We start from the raw sequence: 16,913 nt of genomic DNA, 5'->3' as shown, positions 1-16,913 counted from the left end.
ATCACTGGAAATAAAACTCTGATATAATGAAACGATTGAAGAGACATGTAATTTATGGATAATAAAAAAGGGTTTCGTTTTCTGACAAAAAAGGAATAATGAACATATCAGACTATGTGAAAAAAGTGAAGAGAAGGTGCGATATGGAACGGGAACTGCTCTCTGTTATAATTCCTTCTTACAATGAAGGTGAAAACATCAGACGAATCTTTGAGGCACTCGAGGAAGAGTTTCGCGATTTTCATTATGACTTTGAAATCATCTTTGTGAATGATGGAAGCAAAGACAACACGCTTCAATACATGAGAGAGCTCTCTCGCAAAAGTGCAAAGGTTAAATATATTTCCTTTTCGCGTAACTTTGGAAAGGAAGCCGCTATTTTGGCAGGTCTTGAACATGCAAAAGGAGCCGCTGCGATTATTATGGACGCCGATCTGCAGCACCCGACGTATTTAATTCAGGACTTTGTCAGAGGGTATGAAGAAGGCTATCATCAAGTCATTGCCAAACGGAATCGTAAAGGTGACAGCAAGCTGCGCTCTTACCTGTCATCCATGTACTATAAGGTGATGAACAAGGTAGTAGAAGTGGACTTGCGTGATGGCGTCGGGGATTTCCGTTTAATTTCACGCCAAGCCATCGATGCACTTCTCCAGCTGAAAGAGGGAAATCGTTTTTCGAAAGGGCTTTTTTGCTGGATTGGGTTTGAAGAAAAGGTCATCTATTATGAAAATGTAGAAAGACAGCATGGTGATACAAAATGGTCACTGAAGAAATTATTTAACTATGGCATAGATGGCGTTATTTCTTTTAACAACCGCCCGCTGCGAATTTGTTTTTATACTGGCATACTGATCTTATTTCTCTCATTGATTTACATCGTAGCCACCTTTATTCAAATCGTCAGAACAGGCATTATGGTGCCGGGTTATTTTACTTTGATATCGGCTGTGCTGTTCCTCGGAGGTGTCCAGCTTTTGAGTCTAGGCGTGATTGGAGAATATATTGGCCGTATTTATTATGAAACGAAAAAGAGGCCGCATTATTTAATCCAGGAATCAAATGTGATGGAACAAGAGACAAGCTCAAAGGAACAAGACCGAGTGTTAACACAGTTATTTAAATAACGTGGAGTCAAATAACCGGCAAGCACGAATCGCTTGCTGGGTTGTTTTGTTTCAAAGAACAGTGGATCTTTTGTGGAAAGGATTTAGATGATGAAACGTAGATGGATAATGATAGGAATGTGCCTCATTCTCGCTTTATTAGGACACTCCTTTTTCTTATATGAATATACGCAAGGCCGGTACATGACAGGAGATGGAGACGGAATCTCACAAATGCTCCCATTTAAAAAGCTGCTTTACGATGAATACGTCAAAGGGAACTTCTTTTATTCCTATCAATTCGGTCTAGGCGGCGGTACATATACGCAATTAGGTTATTATTTCACAACGTCGACTGTCTTTATGGTCACGGTCGCTGTCGTCTGGCTGATGAATGCACTTCATCTTATCCAGTCAACGGACATCCATTTCTGGGCAAATGCCGTCATTTGGCTGAGTGTGATGAAGCTGACGCTCATTCTGTTCATCGCTTACCGTGTGCTTCTTTCAATGGTTCAGCATAGGCTGAGCGCATTAACAGGAGCCGCAATTTACGGATTGTCTATTGTGTATTTTCGGCATCAAACGTTTTGGGAGTTTTTCACCGACAGTATGATGTGGCTCCCGCTGCTTGTACTTGGGGTTGAACGGATTTTCAAAACGGGTAAGCCGGCTTGGTTTATTGCGTCGTGCAGCCTGATGCTCATCAACAATTTTTACTTTGCTTATATTCATTTTATCTTTTTAGCGATCTATCTTGTCTTCAGATATATCATCAAGCTTCGAAGTGAGGAGAACGGGTGGAAGGTGTTCTGGACGCTGGCGGTCTCTACGCTGTTATCCTTTGGAATCAGTGCTGCCTTTTTTGTCCCGTCTGTCTATGGATTTCTGAATAACATAAGACCGCCATATGATCAATCTATACCTTGGTTTGATCTGCATGATCATCTGCTGTTTACAAGCAGGGTGTATTTATTACCTGTCATCTTTCTCATTTGTATGTTCCTCGTTCCGCTTTACCGGAACAGGTGGTTTTTCATGTTTACATCGATCAGCGTTCTGCTCATTGTTTTTCACTACAGCCCAAAGATGGCGAGCGTGTTTAATGGTTTTTCAGCACCGCAATACAGGTTTGAATACATTCTTGCCTTTACAGTTGGAGCGGTCGCAGCCATCACCATCAAGCATTTCTCGCAAATCGAGTGGAAGTGGAAAAAGCGTGCGGTCTTAGGCGCTTGGATCGTATTTCTTCTCGCAGTCATCTTATCAGAACGAGCAAAGGGAAATATGGATGTTGTTGTATTTACAGGCATAGGACTGCTTGTGATCAGCTTGTTTTTCCTTATGATTCATGCGGAAAAACGCCAGCACCTTCGTCTCTTTTCAGCTGTGCTCATCGCTTTCAGCTTACTGACAGCAGGCGTGTATCAGCAGGGCTATTTATCTGAAAGAAGCAATATTAAGAGCGTATCAGATACGTATCTGAATAGTGAGGCATATGCTGGACATGAGCAAATGAAGCTCATTCAGCAGATTCAAAGCCGCTCTTCAAAAGATCCGCTTGCTCGGATTGATTGGATGAATGGCGTGCGCAACAATACCCCGTTATTTGAAGGCTTTCAAGGCATGAGTGCGTATTCAAGTATATTGAATCAGCATTTGCTCAATTTCTACTGGAATGACCTGCAGATCGATATGGGACGAGAAAGTGTCAGCCGTTATGCAACAATGGGGGACAGGGCGAATTTATACAGCCTGACCTACGGAAAGTATTATATGAGAGACAATACGATGCCTGACTCACCGCCAGCTTATTTTAAGCCAATATTGGAAAGCGAGCATTATAAAGTGTATGAAAATACACGGCCACTGCCATTTGCAAGAACAACAAGCACCATCTATTCAGAAGAATCTTTAAAGGATGCCTCAGCACTTGATAGAGAGCATGCGATGCTGCAGGGTGTGATTTTAGACAAAAAAGGAAACGCTGAAATAGAGCACGCGCCAGATCGAGTCAAGGATACAAAGATTCATACGGAACAAGCCGTATACGAACATGGCGTGCTTGATGTATACGGAGAAACAGGCGGTTTGAATATCACGCTGCCAGATGATATGGCCCGCGCTGGGGATGTGTATGTGAGCTTTTATGTGAAGCGGACAGACCGGAACGAAGGATTTCAGTTATCCGTTGACAACTACGTCACCTCACGAAAAAGCAATACATCCATCTACAAAACAGGCGTCAATGAAGTGACGATTCGAGTCCCTGCAGAAAAAATCCTTTCCATTCGAGTACCAAAAGGGACGTATGAGCTCGATCAACTAAAGCTGTATCAAGAGCCTTACCGCATTCTAGAAAAAGCATATGAAAAAGAAAAACAGGATAATGGCAGCCAGCAGGTAAAGCTCGAAAACAACCGCTTTACGATTTCATATGATAACAAACGCGGCGATGATTATATGATCTTGCCAGTACCATATGAAAAAGGCTGGGAGCTCACGGTAAACGGAAAGCAGACCGATATTGAACAAGCCAATTACGCCTTTATCGGTTTTCCAATAGAAAAAGGCAAAAATGAGATTGTGCTAACCTACTATCCGCCTTATATCAGAATTCTCGCGTTGATTTCACTCGTCAGTTTGATCGTTGCGATCCTATATGCACGAAGAAAACACAAGAAACACCACTTTTTATCATAAGTGGTGTTTTTTTATCTTCCAAGGGCTGATCGAACACGATATCCATCATATGAAGCAAATCATTAAGCTTCTTTCTCAAACGAAAACGTCGCATAATCAAATAAAAAATGAAACAACCAAAGATTGAGAGCAAAGAGAATTTCCTGAGAAGTAGACAGTAAAATGCCGCCTACCAATTCATCTGATAAATAGACAGCACCCCAAATAAACAAGAGATGAATGGAAATGGCATAGAAAACGATGGAGCGTTTTTTGGAACGGCACTTTCTAACAACCCTCACAAGCACATGCTCCACATGCTCAAAGGATATCCCAAGTACCACATAGATGCCCATAAATAAAAGCATCGATAAAATCGATTGATAAAAAGCACCCGTTAAATGAAAGAACAGTACACAAAACAACAAAAATATGTAACAGACAGCAGACGCCGCCATGAGCCATTTCAGCCCTTGCCATAAAGCGTGAACAGATTGCTGCATAGGTGAACAAACACTCCTTTGCATGAAGATACCTGCAAAAAGGACAGCCTTTTTGCAGGAAGTCATATGTTAATCCTCTTTTTTAGGCGCAGCGATCACAGGATGTTTTTCAGTATCAAGCAGTTTTAAGAAGTCTTCGCCTTGATCTAAATGATCAAGAACAAGCTGTTTCGGTGTGACCGCAAGCCATTGATTAAGTGAAATGTCTGCATAATGATCGCTCTTAAAGATTTCTAAGAAATAAAGCGGTTCGTCGCCTGTATTCTCTACATAATGCCCCATCGCAAATGGGACATATCCAACGTCTCCGGCCTGATAGTTGAAGGTTCTCGCATGTCCATCAGAAGCAAATACCGTCATTCGTGCTTTTCCAGAAATAAAATATTGCCATTCATCCGTATTTGGATGCCAGTGCAGCTCACGAATGGCACCTGGATCAACTTTCACAAGAGCGGATGCAATCGTTTTAGATGCTTTGAAATTGGTAGAGTCCGCAATCCACACTTGTCCGCCGCTTGATGTAATCGGCTTCTGTTTTAACAGCTCATATTTAAAGGAATTCGGGACTTCTCCTTGCTCTGTTTTCACCTTGTCACATTCAAGGGAACCAGGAATTCCTTTTTGGAAAATATACTTTTCTTTCTCTGGCAGCTTGTCAAACTGCTCTTTTGTCATACCGAAGTTCTTGAGCACGACTTCCTCTGGCGTGTGGGCAAGCCAATCGGTTACTTGGAACGTACTATTTTCTGAGAATGACCCATCATCAAACACAAGCAAGAATTCAGCTCCCGGTTCAAGTGCTTGGATAGAGTGCGGCAGGCCAGAAGGGAAGTACCACAAATCACCCTCAGTCACATCCTCTGTAAAATTGCGCCCCTCTGCATCAACCGATGTAATCCGGGCTTCCCCATAAATCATGTACGCCCATTCCGCTTCCTTATGCCAGTGAAGCTCACGAATCGCACCAGGCTTTAACCGCATATTAACAGATGCAAGACTTTTAGAGATCGGCAGTTCACGTACTGTTACCTCACGGGCGTAGCCGCCTTTTTCTAAACGATTGTGTGTATCAGAAAAAGAATATTTCAGGTTGGAGACCGTTCCATGATCGGTTTCTGGCGGCGTGAGCATATCTGGATTTTGTCTGTCCCGCTCGAGATTACGTGGAATTTTGACCGTTGCTCCTTTTTCTCCTCGAATCGGCTGTGGTATTCCATTTTGCTTTTCACTCATGATAAAATCCCCTTTCAACATCGTATTGTGTGAGGTGACAAAAGGCCTTTCATTTCGCCCTCGTTTTCATAAGGTGAAACGAATCAAGCAGATGTCAATCTGATTCATCATTTTTTTGAGCAGCGACTAATCGTTGGATGAGTTTGCTTAATTCATCAAACTTTCGTTCAAAGCGTGTCAGCAAGTACACTGTCAAAATGGCAGGGAAGCCAGCCTGACCGAGCTGCTTCAGCCATTCCTCCGAAAAAAAGGTCTCCATTTGTCTCACCTCCCAGCGGATGCTCGTCTTCTATATAAGTGGTATGAAAGAAGAAAAAGGAAAGCAGAGGGGGATAAAATGAATCATTAGACCCGTTTCACGAAGTTTACTTTTTTTAACTTTTGTCCACTTAATGCTAGTAGAGGGAACAAAGGGGAGGATGCACATGGATTATCGGCTGTTATTGAAAGCAAAATGGAACGAAATCATTGATCACCCGCTCATTCAGCAGTTTTTAAGCAATCCGAAAAACGAGCAGCTGCTCCGGCAGGTCATGGAAGAGCCAAACGAGGAAAATGCCAAAAAACTAGATTCCGAGTTCAAACAGTTCTATCAGAAAATCCGCATCATCAAGTATATCTCCACAATGATACGCATCTTTTCAGTCGACTTTGATAAACGAGTAAAAAAGAAGCAGCAGCGTTTTCCGCTCATACTCGATCATCCTGATACGCAAGAAGTGAAAGACCCTGTTCAAACAGATACGTATGAAGCCGTGCTCTTCAACCAGCAAGACCTAGGGGAGCATCTGCAAGATCAAACATTGTACAAGGCCTACCAGCAGCTCACAGACAAACAAAAAATGGTCCTAACCCAAATCTATGTCGAAGGCCAAACGATGAAGGAAATAGCCGATCAGTTAGGCGAAACAAGACAAAACATCTCAAACATTCACAAAAAAGCACTCAACAAACTAAAAGAAGAAACAGGGGGAGATGTCCGTGCACGAAGACAAAATGACCAATGGAGAAATGGAAGAACTCATTGAAACCTTCACACCCATGATCAAAAAGAAACTACAAAACACGGCATATCAAGAAAGAGAAGACCTCGAACAAGAACTCTATATCAAACTCATCGAAAAAATAGACCGGCTGATTTACCAAGAAGGACCTGGATTTTGGGAGTTTATTGTGGAATATATGACGAAGTTGTAAAAGTGAAGTACAAAAAAAGACTCGCTCACACAGAGCCGAGTCTTAATTTTTTTTGCAGTTTTTCCTCACTGAAAATCCAGCCGGTATAGGAATTTTTGATTTGGTGGTCCATGTCGATATGGCAGATCGCGACAAAAGGATAATGACCTTTGCTTCGGTAGCGCAAATCAATGAACCGCACCTCATAATGATCCTTAAATTTATCCACTTCCCACCGGTAGACAGGGGAGAAGGAGAGAAAGGCTGAAATGTTTTCATCTTGTTTGGCAATTTTCATAATTTCAGTATCCGGGACCGGCACACGGTTAAACGTGTCTAAAATGACGACTTCTCCATTCATGCTGCGCCCAACATGGAAAGAGGATTTACATTTCACGGCAATGCGCCATTGTCTGAACTTCATTGTAGGCGAAATGATAATCTCTTCAATTTCATCGAATCGTGCACGCAGCTGACGTTTAATCTGAAGCTGCATGATGACCCTGACGATATAGTAACAGAAAATCACGGCATACAGCGTAATGAACGTATAGCCGGGATGACCGCCAATCGCCCAAACGACAATAGCGACAAGGTGTGTAAAAAAGATAAACGGATCAAACGTATTAATGATCCCAAGTGCTACCCATTTCTTCGAAAATGGACGAATGGCCTGCGTGCCGTATGCATTGAAAATATCGACAAACACATGAAGCACAACGGCTAATAGTGTCCATAACCAAAGGTGAAGTATATTCGCCCCCGGCACAAATGGGAAAATCACAGCCGGAATTAGCAATGACCAAAACAGTACAGCCGGAATGGAATGTGTAAATCCTCGGTGATTTCTTATATAAACCGCATTATTTTTTAGTTTTAGCACAGTATCAATGTCTGGTGCTTGGGAGCCGGCGATGGTCGCGATCATCACGGCGTGTGCCATGTGTGGATCTGCGCTGACGGCTGGATCTAAAAGTGCAAGTCCCCCAAGAGAAATGCCCATTACTACATGAGTACCAGTGTCCAATTGATTACCTCCTAGTTGTCATGCTTAGGAACAATCATACAAAGTATACGTCTCCAATCAAGACTATGTGCAAAATCACTTTTGCTTTATCCCGATTTAATGTAACATGTTAACGTATCTACAAACAGTATACAACAAATAAGGTTCTATTCAGAACGTTAGCCCTCGGTCCAATGAGAAGGAGTATAGATATGAAAGACATTCAAGAAAAGCTGGACCGCAAAGATATTGCGGGCTTTCAGCATGATTTAATTGATTGGTATGAAAAAGAACAACGAACATTGCCATGGCGTGAAAATCAAGATCCATACCGCGTCTGGGTATCAGAAGTGATGCTTCAGCAAACGAGAGTAGATACGGTCATTCCGTATTTTAATCGGTTTATGGAGCAGTTCCCGACGGTGAAGGATCTCGCTTTAGCTGACGAAGAAAAGGTCATGAAAGCATGGGAAGGTCTTGGCTACTACTCAAGAGTGCGTAATTTACAGGCAGCTGTGAAAGAAGTATATGAATCCTATGGTGGCATTGTCCCTGATACAAAAGAGCAATTTTCAAAGCTCAAAGGTGTAGGCCCGTATACGAGTGGCGCAGTGCTGAGTATCGCCTATAACAAGCCATATCCTGCGGTAGACGGCAACGTTATGAGGGTCATTTCTCGTATTTTGTCCATATGGGATGATATTGCAAAACCAAAAACGAGAAACATTTTCGAATTTGCGGTCGATCAGCTCATTTCCCGGGAAAAGCCGTCAGAATTTAATCAAGGGCTGATGGAGCTAGGTGCGCTCATTTGCACCCCAACATCCCCAGCCTGCCTCATTTGCCCTGTGAACATGCATTGCTCGGCATTCGAGGAAGGCGTTCAGCATGAGCTCCCAGTGAAAAGCAAAAAGAAAAAGCCGACTGCAAAATCAATGGCAGCAGCGGTGTTATTTGATGACGCAGGCAACCTATATATTCATAAGCGGCCAAGTACAGGCCTGCTTGCGAATTTATGGGAATTCCCTAACATGGAAACCATGAAGGGAAGAAAAACGGAAAAAGAGCAGCTGATTGATTTCTTAAAAGAGGAGGCGGGTGTACAAGCGGAGCTTGGTGATTTAGAAGGCACCATTCAGCATGTATTTACCCACCTCATCTGGAATATTTCTGTTTTCTTTGGACGAGTTACCTCTGTATCTGATGACACGAAGCTGAAAAAAGTCACAACAGAAGAATTTGAGGCATATGCTTTGCCAGTCTCACACCAAAAAATTTGGAAGCTGGCACTTGAGCAACCTAGTCGTATTTAACCGTTGTCCCGTGGGTATAATCAGCTTCATTTCGGTGCAGACCCCCGCGGTCTTCGATTTCAGAAATGATTTCTCGATACTTAGATTGCCCTTCTTCGTTCAAATAAGGTAAAATTTGTTGGAAAGCATGATGAAAGTAAGCAAGCTCAGTATCTTTCCATTGATCCTTGGACATCATGCCAAGCTGGCTTAAATCGCGTCCGACATACATGAATGTAACCTCCTAATAGGAACTTTCCTATTAGTGTGAAGCGAATGAACGAAAACTATTCAAATCAGGAGATGAACCATAATGAGTCAACGTAAATGTGCATTAATTACAGGAAGCAGCAGAGGAGTAGGGAAAGAAGTAGCCCTCCGACTCGCTGAAAAAGGATATGACATTGTCATTAACTATGCGAGAAGCAAAAAAGCCGCACTTGAAACAGCGGAAGAAATTGAAGCGATGGGTGTCAAGACATTGGTTGTTAAAGCCAATGTAGGCCAGCCTGAGAAAATCAAAGACATGTTTCAGCAAATCGACGAAACCTTTGGCCGTTTAGATGTATTTGTAAACAATGCGGCATCAGGTGTTCAGCGTCCAATTATGGACCTTGAAGAAAATCATTGGGACTGGACAATGAATATCAATGCGAAAGCCTTGTTATTCTGCGGACAAGAAGCGGCGAAACTAATGGAGAAAAACGGCGGCGGACATATCGTCAGCATTAGTTCTCTTGGCTCTATTCGCTACCTTGAAAATTACACAGTAGTCGGCGTATCAAAAGCAGCACTAGAAGCTTTAACACGTTACCTTTCTGTTGAGCTTTCACAAAAAAATATCGTCGTCAACGCTGTATCAGGCGGCGCGATCGATACCGATGCACTTAAGCACTTCCCGAACCGTGAAGAGCTTTTAGAAGATGCGAAGAAAAATACACCTGCCGGCCGAATGGTGGAAATTAAAGACATGGTCGACAGCGTGGAATTCCTTGTATCAGGCAAAGCAGACATGATTAGAGGCCAGACGATTATTGTAGATGGCGGACGTTCTTTGCTTGTTTAAAAAAATCATGAATAGGATGTACACCTTCTGCACAAATTAATGTGCGTGGAGGTGATAATGATGGATCAACAACAAAACAAAACAAACGCACAACAAGTGAAGAAACAAAACCAAGCTGCTGCACAAGGTGGTCAATACGGCACTGAATTTGCTAGCGAGACTGACGCACAGCACGTAAAAAAATACAACCAAAAAGCTGAGCAAAACAAACAACAAAACAGCTAATCACTGAAACAAAGGAAAGCACTTCATATACGAATGAAGTGCTTTTCTTTTTGCCTCTCACCACCATCCGACAAAACCTGTAAAACCTCTACATAAACAGTCAAAGGATTTCCTTCTTCTTTCAAGAAATGGTATACAGACAAAAAGTGGATTCGATAAAAAGGGAGGAGTTAGATGTCTGATTTCGATCAGCTTGTAAAAGAACAAATGCAGCTCATGGATCAGCTGCTCGATGTGCAGGGAGAACTCGATCTATGCTTAGAAACAGAAAAACAATTGCTGCAGGATGAAAAAAAAGAAGAGTGGCATAGGCTTTGTGATCAGATCAAACAGAAACGTGAGGAACTGCAAAAAGTGCAAACCTTATTTACAAAACAGACAGAAGAGGTCATCAACTCATATAAACAGATGGAAAAGAGTTCTAGCGCGATGTAAGTCAGTGTGCCGTTCAATTGGTTTGAATGGCTTTTTCATTTCATTTTTTAATGATGTAACGGTATAATATAATAGAGACATGTTTAGTTGGGAAATTAGGTCTTTGGACTGTTAGGTTTGTTTGTTATAGAAAGTAGGGGAGAAAATATGGGCTATCCCAAGGAAGGAGAAACCATCCAAATTCAAAGCTATAAACATAATGGCTTGATCCACAGGATTTGGAATGAAACCACCATTCTGAAAGCAACGGAATTGTGTATCATTGGTGCAAACGACCGTACAATGGTGACTGAATCCGACGGCCGTACTTGGATGACGAGAGAACCGGCTATTTGCTATTTCCATGCAAAACAATGGTTTAATGTAATTGGGATGCTTAGAGATGATGGGGTATATTATTACTGCAACATCAGCTCTCCTTTTGCGACAGATGATGAGGCAATTAAGTATATTGATTACGATTTAGACGTCAAAGTCTTTCCAGACATGACGTACAATATTTTGGATGAGGACGAATATGCAGATCATAAGAGGCAGATGAATTATCCAAAAGAAATCGATAGTATCTTAAGAGAGCATCTGAATACATTACTGCATTGGATTCACCAGCGGAAAGGTCCGTTTGCTCCTGAATTTGTGGATATGTGGTATGAACGTTTTTTACATTATACAAAATAAGCAAGAGCATCGAAAAACCTGTTTGGCTTTTTAGGCTAACAGGTTTTTGACTGCGTACGGATAAGAGGCACTGATAGATTGGGAAGGAGATTTACATGGGGGTCATTAAACGCTACATGGCTTTTGTAACACCGTATAAAAAACAGATTGCATTGACAATGGTCATCGGAATGATTAAGTTCTCGATTCCCTTAACCTTGCCTCTGCTTTTAAAATATGTCATTGATGATGTCATTCAAGGCTCGGGGTCAGCTGAAGAAAAGACATCAACTCTACTGATCATAATGGGAATCATGCTCGTATTATTTTTAGTGTTGAGGCCGCCTGTTGAATACTATAGACAATACTACGCTCAGTGGACAGGCAGTAAGGTTTTGTTTGATATTCGGGAGAAGCTGTTCTCGCATATTCAAAAGCTAAGTCTTCGTTATTATGCCAACACGAGAACAGGAGAAATTATTTCAAGAGTGATCAACGATGTGGAGCAGACAAAGGAATTTGTCATCACAGGGCTCATGAACATTTGGCTGGATATGATGACTGTACTGATCGTGATCGCTATTATGTGTACACTGGATCTGAAGCTCACCATCGTGTCTGTCATTATTTTTCCGCTATACGCGTTTGCAGTAAAGTATTTTTACGGACGGCTTCGTAAGCTGACAAAAGAGCGGTCACAGGCGCTGGCTGAAGTGCAAGGGCACCTGCATGAGCGAGTACAAGGAATGCCGGTCATTCGAAGCTTTGCGATTGAAGAATATGAACAAGAGAATTTTCATGATGAAAACAAAAATTTCTTAAACAAAGCAATCAACCATACGAATTGGAATGCAAAAACATTTGCTGTCGTCAATACCATCACTGACATTGCACCGCTGTTAATCATTGCATTTGCTGGCTACACCGTAATTAACGGGTCGCTTTCGATTGGGACCATGATCGCCTTTGTCGGCTATATTGACCGGATGTACAATCCGATTCGACGTCTCATTAACTCATCCACGACGTTAACTCAGTCCGTTGCATCAATGGATCGGATCTTTGAGTTTATTGATGAGCCATATGAGGTCACAGACCGGCCGAATGCAAAAGAAGCCAATCATTTAAAAGGAGAGGTAGAGTTTAAAAATGTGTCGTTTCGTTATGAACACACGCAGGAAGAGATTCTGCACAATATCTCCTTGAAAGTAGAAAAAGGACAAACAGTTGCCCTTGTAGGAATGAGCGGTGGAGGAAAGTCGACACTCGTCAGCTTAATTCCAAGGTTTTATGATGTCACAAACGGGTCACTTGAAATTGACGGCATTGATATCAAAGAGTACAAAGCAAGAAGCCTTCGAAATCAAGTCGGAATGGTGCTGCAGGATACATTCCTATTCAGTGACACGATTAAAGAAAATATTGCGGTTGGTGACCCTGAAGCATCTTTTGAAAAAATCGTGTCGGCTGCAAAAGCGGCAAACGCCCATGATTTTATTATGTCTCTTCCTGAAGGATATGACACGAAAGTAGGAGAACGGGGCGTGAAGCTGTCAGGCGGACAAAAACAGCGGATTTCCATTGCAAGGGTATTTCTAAAAAATCCACCGCTTTTGATTTTAGACGAAGCGACGTCCGCACTTGATTTAGAAAGTGAGCATTACATTCAAGAAGCGATGCAAAAGCTGGCGAAGGATCGCACAACTTTTATTGTCGCACACCGATTATCAACCATTACACATGCTGACCAAATTGTGGTCATGGAACAAGGCGAAATAGTGGAAAAGGGAACACACGAAGAATTAATGAATCAAGACAGCCACTATCGTCATTTATTTACCATTCAAACATTAAATTAGTAGAAGCCTATCCGATTCTAGCGGATAGGCTTTTTTATGCTTGTCAAAAACATGACATATTTCCCAGCTTGTCTCAATACAATTTTAAAAAGTATGACGGGGTGGTGAATATGTGAAAGAACAAGACGTGCTGCTAGATGTCAAACAGCTGTCCATTGCGTTTCAGCAGAAAAAGCAAAAAGTGCCCATCGTCCATCACATATCGTTCTCGATTCAAAAAGGGGAAACGTTAGGAATTGTGGGCGAATCTGGCTGCGGGAAAAGTATTACAAGCATGTCATTAATGGGATTGAATCAGCAAACCGAAACAACGGGTGAGGTTCATTTCGAAGGGCAAAATCTGCTGTCACTTTCAGAGAAAGAGTGGCGAGAGATAAGAGGAAATGACATTTCGATGATTTTCCAAGAGCCCATGACCTCTCTGAACCCATTAATGACCATCGGCAAACAAATGACGGAAGCCCTTTTCACACATCAAGCAATCGGTCAGAAAGAAGCAAAAGCGAAGGCAGTTGATCTTCTTGAAACAGTTGGGTTGAAGCAAGCGGAATCGTTACTTAAAAAATATCCACACGAATTATCAGGCGGTATGCGCCAGCGAGTCATGATTGCGATGGCAATGCTTTGTCACCCAAAGCTCATGATCGCTGATGAACCGACAACTGCACTTGATGTAACCATCCAAGCGCAAATCCTTCGTCTGCTCAAAAAACTGAACGAAGAATTGGATACTGCTATTTTATTTATTACCCATGATCTAGGCGTGGTGCGGCAAATATGCCAGCGAGTCATGATTATGTATGCCGGTCGAATTGTAGAAGAAGGAACCGTTGACCGTATTTTTCAAAAACCTCTGCATCCCTACACGAAAGGTCTTTTCGCCTCAGTCCCATCGTTTAAAGAGAAAAAAGAAAAACTCATCTCTATTGCAGGTCATGTGCCAAAGCCAGGGGCCATCCGGTCCGGCTGTCAATTTGCACCACGCTGCCCATATCAAATGGCGCAATGTCTTGAAAAAGATCCAGCCTTACAATCCATTGAACAGAATCACCGCGTGGCATGTTTTCTAATGGAAGGAGGAGAAGACACTGAGTCACCCACTCTTGCAAGTGAATCAGCTGACAAAACGGTATGACACAGCCGCTTTTTTTTCTAAACATAAACAATCGACTTTGGCATTAAATCAAGTGTCCTTTCACGTGAAGGAAGGAGAAACGCTTGGCATTGTTGGTGAATCAGGCTGCGGTAAATCAACACTTGGCAAAAGCCTAATGAGATTGACTGAACCGACGTCAGGCTCTATTCAATTAAAAGGGCAGGAGATCACCCTTCTAAAAGAACGAGACATGCGTTCCTTAAGAAAAGATATTCAAATGATCTTTCAAGATCCATATGCTTCTTTAAATCCGAGAATGAAAATCAAAGATATTTTAGAGGAACCGCTGATTGTTCATCATCATGGGACGAAAGCAGAAAGACGGAAACGGGTTAAAGAGATGCTGCACATTGTTGGATTTGATCCTTCCTACGGGGAACGTTATGCGCACCAATTCAGCGGCGGACAAAGGCAGCGTATCGGTATTGCTAGAGCACTTATTACGCACCCAAGTCTTGTCATTGCCGATGAACCAGTTTCGGCTTTAGATGTATCCGTTCAAGCGCAAATTTTGAATTTGATGCTTGAATTGCAAAAGACGCTTTCTCTGACGTATCTGTTTATTTCTCACGACCTTGGGGTTGTCAGATATATGAGTGACCGGATCGCCGTCATGTATGCTGGGCGCATTGTGGAGATGGGGCCTGCCGAAGATGTGTTTCACAGCCCGCTTCATCCCTATACGTCGCTGCTTCTGAAATCCATTCCACATATGGATCACGTACTAGAGGCGCAAGATGTGGCAGCAGAAGAAACCACAATGACGGAACGCGGCGGCTGTCCTTTCTACAAAAGGTGTCCAAAAAGATGGGAGAAATGCCTGAAAGCAGTTCCTGCTTTGTATGAGGAGGCACCGGGGCACGCGGCCGCGTGTTATTTATATCAAAAGGAGGAACACAATGAAGAAGACATGGTTATTCAGTAGTTTCATTTTTGTGCTGGCACTGGCGCTCTTTTTAGGGGGATGCTCGTCTTCACCGACATCAGAAGAAAAGGCAACAAAAGATACCCTCGTATTTGGCAGAGGGGGAGATTCCACTTCACTAGATCCAATCACAACAACAGAAGGCGAAACCTTTAAGGTCACAGAGAATATATTTGAAAAGCTTTTGAATTACGGTGAGAAAGACACGACCATCCATCCTGGCCTCGCAACAGAATGGGATGTTGCAAAGGACGGAAAATCATACACGTTCTACTTAAGAAAAGGTGTGAAATTCCACGATGGTACAGACTTTAACGCAGAAGCAGTGAAATTCAACTTTGACCGCTGGATGAATGGAGACGCAGAAAAGTTCCCTTACTATGGTATGTTTGGCGGCTATAAAAAAGATAAAGGGCATGTCATTAAAGACATCATCGTCAAAGGCGAGCATGAAATTGAATTTCAGCTAAAGCGCCCGCAGGCGACATTCCTCAAAAATATTGCCATGTCACCATTTGGCATCGCCAGTCCAGCCGCAGTTGAAAAAAGCGGCGATTCATTTAGAGAAAATCCAGTTGGGACAGGACCATTCAAGTTTAAAGAGTGGAAGCAAAACGACCGTATCGTGTTAGAAAAAAACGAGGATTATTGGCAGAAGGATAAACCAAAGCTGAATCAAATCATCTTCCGCTCCATTCCAGAAAACTCTGCTCGTTTAAATGCCCTTAAAACAGGTGAGATCGACTTAATGGATGGCGTGAATCCGTCAGATTTAGATGGCATTAAAACCGACAAAGCACTCCAACTCATTGAAAGACCATCGATGAACGTAGGCTATATCGGACTGACCGTCACAAGAAAGCCGCTTGATAACAAGCTGGTTCGTCAGGCACTCAATTATGCGGTCGATAAAGAATCGATTATTGAGTCATTTTATGGCGGACTTGCTGAGCCAGCAAAAAATCCATTGCCGCCAGCTTTAGAAGGCTACAATGATGACATTGAGCCATATCCGTATGATCCAGAAAAAGCGAAAGAACTATTAAAAGAAGCGGGCTTTCCTGACGGCTTTCGCATCAAGCTTTGGGCGATGCCTGTACCACGTCCATACATGCCAGATGGGATGAAGGTGGCGGAAGTCATTCAGTCAAATTTTGAAAAGGTCGGCGTCAATGCAGAAATTGTCACATATGACTGGGCGACCTATTTAGATAAAGCAAGTAAAGGGGAAGCAGATGTGTTCTTATTAGGCTGGACAGGGGACAATGGCGATCCTGATAATTTCATTTACACACTGCTGGACAAAGACAGCATTGGCGGTAACAACTATACATTCTTCGAAAACGATAAAATGCATGACATCCTCATTGAAGCGCAAACAGACACAGATCAAAAGAAACGAAATGAGCTGTATAAAAAAGCGCAGGAAATCATTCATGACGAAGCGCCTTGGATTCCATTGGTGCATTCGATTCCAATGCTTGCCGCTTCTAATGATTTAAAAGGCTATCAGCCGCATCCAACTGGTTCAGAAGCTTTAACTGACGTGTATTTCGAATAAGCAAATAAGGGAGATCATGTATCTCCCTTAT

Annotated in this window: 17 protein-coding genes and 1 pseudogene; 13 read left to right on the top strand and 5 right to left on the bottom strand. The window is 42.5% G+C overall.

The features are described from left to right. Positions 1 to 143 precede the first annotated feature (143 nt). Entirely contained in the window at positions 144 to 1,127 is a 984-nt protein-coding gene (locus tag JJ692_RS16920; RefSeq protein WP_024425218.1) for a glycosyltransferase family 2 protein, read from the top strand. Between the two features lie 87 nt (positions 1,128 to 1,214). Further along, positions 1,215 to 3,809, top strand: coding sequence for a YfhO family protein (locus JJ692_RS16915; RefSeq protein WP_206533979.1), 2,595 nt, complete (start codon positions 1,215 to 1,217; stop codon positions 3,807 to 3,809). A gap of 62 nt (positions 3,810 to 3,871) precedes the next feature. Here JJ692_RS16915 and JJ692_RS16910 read toward each other — a convergent pair whose 3' ends face one another. From JJ692_RS16910 to JJ692_RS16900, 3 genes are all read right to left on the bottom strand, one after another. Further along, entirely contained in the window at positions 3,872 to 4,357 is a 486-nt protein-coding gene (locus JJ692_RS16910) for a regulatory YrvL family protein (RefSeq protein ID WP_241257975.1), read from the bottom strand. 3 nt (positions 4,358 to 4,360) lie between these two features. Then, the gene (locus JJ692_RS16905) at positions 4,361 to 5,524 is read right to left on the bottom strand and encodes an oxalate decarboxylase family bicupin (protein WP_172881334.1); all 1,164 of its coding nucleotides are present in this window, start codon (positions 5,522 to 5,524) and stop codon (positions 4,361 to 4,363) included. A gap of 94 nt (positions 5,525 to 5,618) precedes the next feature. Next, positions 5,619 to 5,783: a YvrJ family protein gene (locus tag JJ692_RS16900; protein WP_073204399.1), complete on the bottom strand. Its 165-nt coding sequence runs from the start codon at positions 5,781 to 5,783 to the stop codon at positions 5,619 to 5,621. 166 nt (positions 5,784 to 5,949) lie between these two features. Between JJ692_RS16900 and JJ692_RS16895 the strand changes: the two genes are divergently transcribed. Both JJ692_RS16895 and rsoA read left to right on the top strand, forming a co-directional pair. Then, positions 5,950 to 6,552 (top strand): sigma-70 family RNA polymerase sigma factor, encoded by a 603-nt coding sequence (locus JJ692_RS16895; RefSeq protein WP_206533978.1) that lies wholly within the window; start codon positions 5,950 to 5,952, stop codon positions 6,550 to 6,552. Continuing rightward, the gene (gene rsoA, locus JJ692_RS16890) at positions 6,500 to 6,721 is read left to right on the top strand and encodes a sigma-O factor regulator RsoA (protein WP_029707333.1); all 222 of its coding nucleotides are present in this window, start codon (positions 6,500 to 6,502) and stop codon (positions 6,719 to 6,721) included. The genes JJ692_RS16895 and rsoA overlap by 53 nt, the downstream gene beginning before the upstream one ends. A gap of 25 nt (positions 6,722 to 6,746) precedes the next feature. Here the strand turns inward: rsoA and JJ692_RS16885 are convergent, their stop codons facing one another. Then, complete coding sequence (locus JJ692_RS16885; RefSeq protein ID WP_206533977.1) at positions 6,747 to 7,727, bottom strand: metal-dependent hydrolase; 981 nt, start codon at positions 7,725 to 7,727, stop codon at positions 6,747 to 6,749. Between the two features lie 191 nt (positions 7,728 to 7,918). On the opposite strand from JJ692_RS16885, the gene mutY reads away from it, so the two are divergent. Further along, positions 7,919 to 9,019: an A/G-specific adenine glycosylase gene (mutY, locus tag JJ692_RS16880; RefSeq protein WP_206533976.1), complete on the top strand. Its 1,101-nt coding sequence runs from the start codon at positions 7,919 to 7,921 to the stop codon at positions 9,017 to 9,019. On the opposite strand, the gene JJ692_RS16875 is transcribed toward mutY, so the two are convergent. Further along, positions 9,006 to 9,230, bottom strand: a complete 225-nt coding sequence (locus JJ692_RS16875; protein ID WP_003217808.1) for a hypothetical protein — start codon at positions 9,228 to 9,230, stop codon at positions 9,006 to 9,008. The genes mutY and JJ692_RS16875 overlap by 14 nt on opposite strands. 81 nt (positions 9,231 to 9,311) lie before the next feature. Between JJ692_RS16875 and fabL the strand changes: the two genes are divergently transcribed. The 8 genes and pseudogenes from fabL to JJ692_RS16835 all read left to right on the top strand — a co-directional run bounded on the left by fabL (position 9,312) and on the right by JJ692_RS16835 (position 16,882). Then, positions 9,312 to 10,064 (top strand): enoyl-[acyl-carrier-protein] reductase FabL, encoded by a 753-nt coding sequence (gene fabL / locus JJ692_RS16870; RefSeq protein ID WP_024425211.1) that lies wholly within the window; start codon positions 9,312 to 9,314, stop codon positions 10,062 to 10,064. 75 nt (positions 10,065 to 10,139) lie between these two features. Then, a pseudogene (locus JJ692_RS16865) lies at positions 10,140 to 10,289 on the top strand (gamma-type small acid-soluble spore protein); the annotation flags it as partial. Positions 10,290 to 10,463: 174 nt separating this feature from the next. Further along, positions 10,464 to 10,724 carry a YgaB family protein gene (locus JJ692_RS16860; RefSeq protein WP_044334441.1) on the top strand — a complete coding sequence of 87 codons (261 nt, stop codon included), beginning with the start codon at positions 10,464 to 10,466 and terminating at the stop codon, positions 10,722 to 10,724. Between the two features lie 147 nt (positions 10,725 to 10,871). Continuing rightward, on the top strand, positions 10,872 to 11,402 hold the full coding sequence (gene ntdP, locus JJ692_RS16855; protein WP_024425209.1) for a nucleoside tri-diphosphate phosphatase: 531 nt from the start codon (positions 10,872 to 10,874) through the stop codon (positions 11,400 to 11,402). A 95-nt stretch (positions 11,403 to 11,497) separates the two neighbouring features. Next, complete coding sequence (locus JJ692_RS16850) at positions 11,498 to 13,240, top strand: ABC transporter ATP-binding protein (RefSeq protein ID WP_025093468.1); 1,743 nt, start codon at positions 11,498 to 11,500, stop codon at positions 13,238 to 13,240. 112 nt (positions 13,241 to 13,352) lie between these two features. Next, positions 13,353 to 14,375 carry an ABC transporter ATP-binding protein gene (locus tag JJ692_RS16845; RefSeq protein ID WP_044334438.1) on the top strand — a complete coding sequence of 341 codons (1,023 nt, stop codon included), beginning with the start codon at positions 13,353 to 13,355 and terminating at the stop codon, positions 14,373 to 14,375. Further along, complete coding sequence (locus tag JJ692_RS16840) at positions 14,344 to 15,321, top strand: ABC transporter ATP-binding protein (RefSeq protein ID WP_103132707.1); 978 nt, start codon at positions 14,344 to 14,346, stop codon at positions 15,319 to 15,321. Before JJ692_RS16845 ends, JJ692_RS16840 begins: the two co-directional genes overlap by 32 nt. Further along, on the top strand, positions 15,296 to 16,882 hold the full coding sequence (locus JJ692_RS16835) for an ABC transporter substrate-binding protein (RefSeq protein WP_103132706.1): 1,587 nt from the start codon (positions 15,296 to 15,298) through the stop codon (positions 16,880 to 16,882). The genes JJ692_RS16840 and JJ692_RS16835 overlap by 26 nt, the downstream gene beginning before the upstream one ends. Positions 16,883 to 16,913: the final 31 nt, after the last annotated feature.

The organism is Bacillus sp. 3a, assembly GCF_017161885.1.
Taxonomy (GTDB): Bacteria; Bacillota; Bacilli; order Bacillales; family Bacillaceae; genus Bacillus; species Bacillus safensis.
Note: the sequence above shows the minus strand (reverse complement) of the source record. Positions and strands in the feature narration are given on the sequence as shown.

Coding starts and splice junctions, on each gene's coding strand:
- fabL (WP_024425211.1), top strand. CDS start 9,312: ATGAGTCAACGTAAATGTGCATTAATTACAGGAAGCAGCAGAGGAGTA.
- JJ692_RS16875 (WP_003217808.1), bottom strand. CDS start 9,230: ATGTATGTCGGACGCGATTTAAGCCAGCTTGGCATGATGTCCAAGGAT.
- JJ692_RS16860 (WP_044334441.1), top strand. CDS start 10,464: ATGTCTGATTTCGATCAGCTTGTAAAAGAACAAATGCAGCTCATGGAT.
- JJ692_RS16920 (WP_024425218.1), top strand. CDS start 144: ATGGAACGGGAACTGCTCTCTGTTATAATTCCTTCTTACAATGAAGGT.
- JJ692_RS16895 (WP_206533978.1), top strand. CDS start 5,950: ATGGATTATCGGCTGTTATTGAAAGCAAAATGGAACGAAATCATTGAT.
- mutY (WP_206533976.1), top strand. CDS start 7,919: ATGAAAGACATTCAAGAAAAGCTGGACCGCAAAGATATTGCGGGCTTT.
- JJ692_RS16835 (WP_103132706.1), top strand. CDS start 15,296: ATGAAGAAGACATGGTTATTCAGTAGTTTCATTTTTGTGCTGGCACTG.
- JJ692_RS16910 (WP_241257975.1), bottom strand. CDS start 4,357: ATGACTTCCTGCAAAAAGGCTGTCCTTTTTGCAGGTATCTTCATGCAA.
- JJ692_RS16915 (WP_206533979.1), top strand. CDS start 1,215: ATGATGAAACGTAGATGGATAATGATAGGAATGTGCCTCATTCTCGCT.
- JJ692_RS16900 (WP_073204399.1), bottom strand. CDS start 5,783: ATGGAGACCTTTTTTTCGGAGGAATGGCTGAAGCAGCTCGGTCAGGCT.
- JJ692_RS16905 (WP_172881334.1), bottom strand. CDS start 5,524: ATGAGTGAAAAGCAAAATGGAATACCACAGCCGATTCGAGGAGAAAAA.
- JJ692_RS16850 (WP_025093468.1), top strand. CDS start 11,498: ATGGGGGTCATTAAACGCTACATGGCTTTTGTAACACCGTATAAAAAA.
- ntdP (WP_024425209.1), top strand. CDS start 10,872: ATGGGCTATCCCAAGGAAGGAGAAACCATCCAAATTCAAAGCTATAAA.
- rsoA (WP_029707333.1), top strand. CDS start 6,500: ATGTCCGTGCACGAAGACAAAATGACCAATGGAGAAATGGAAGAACTC.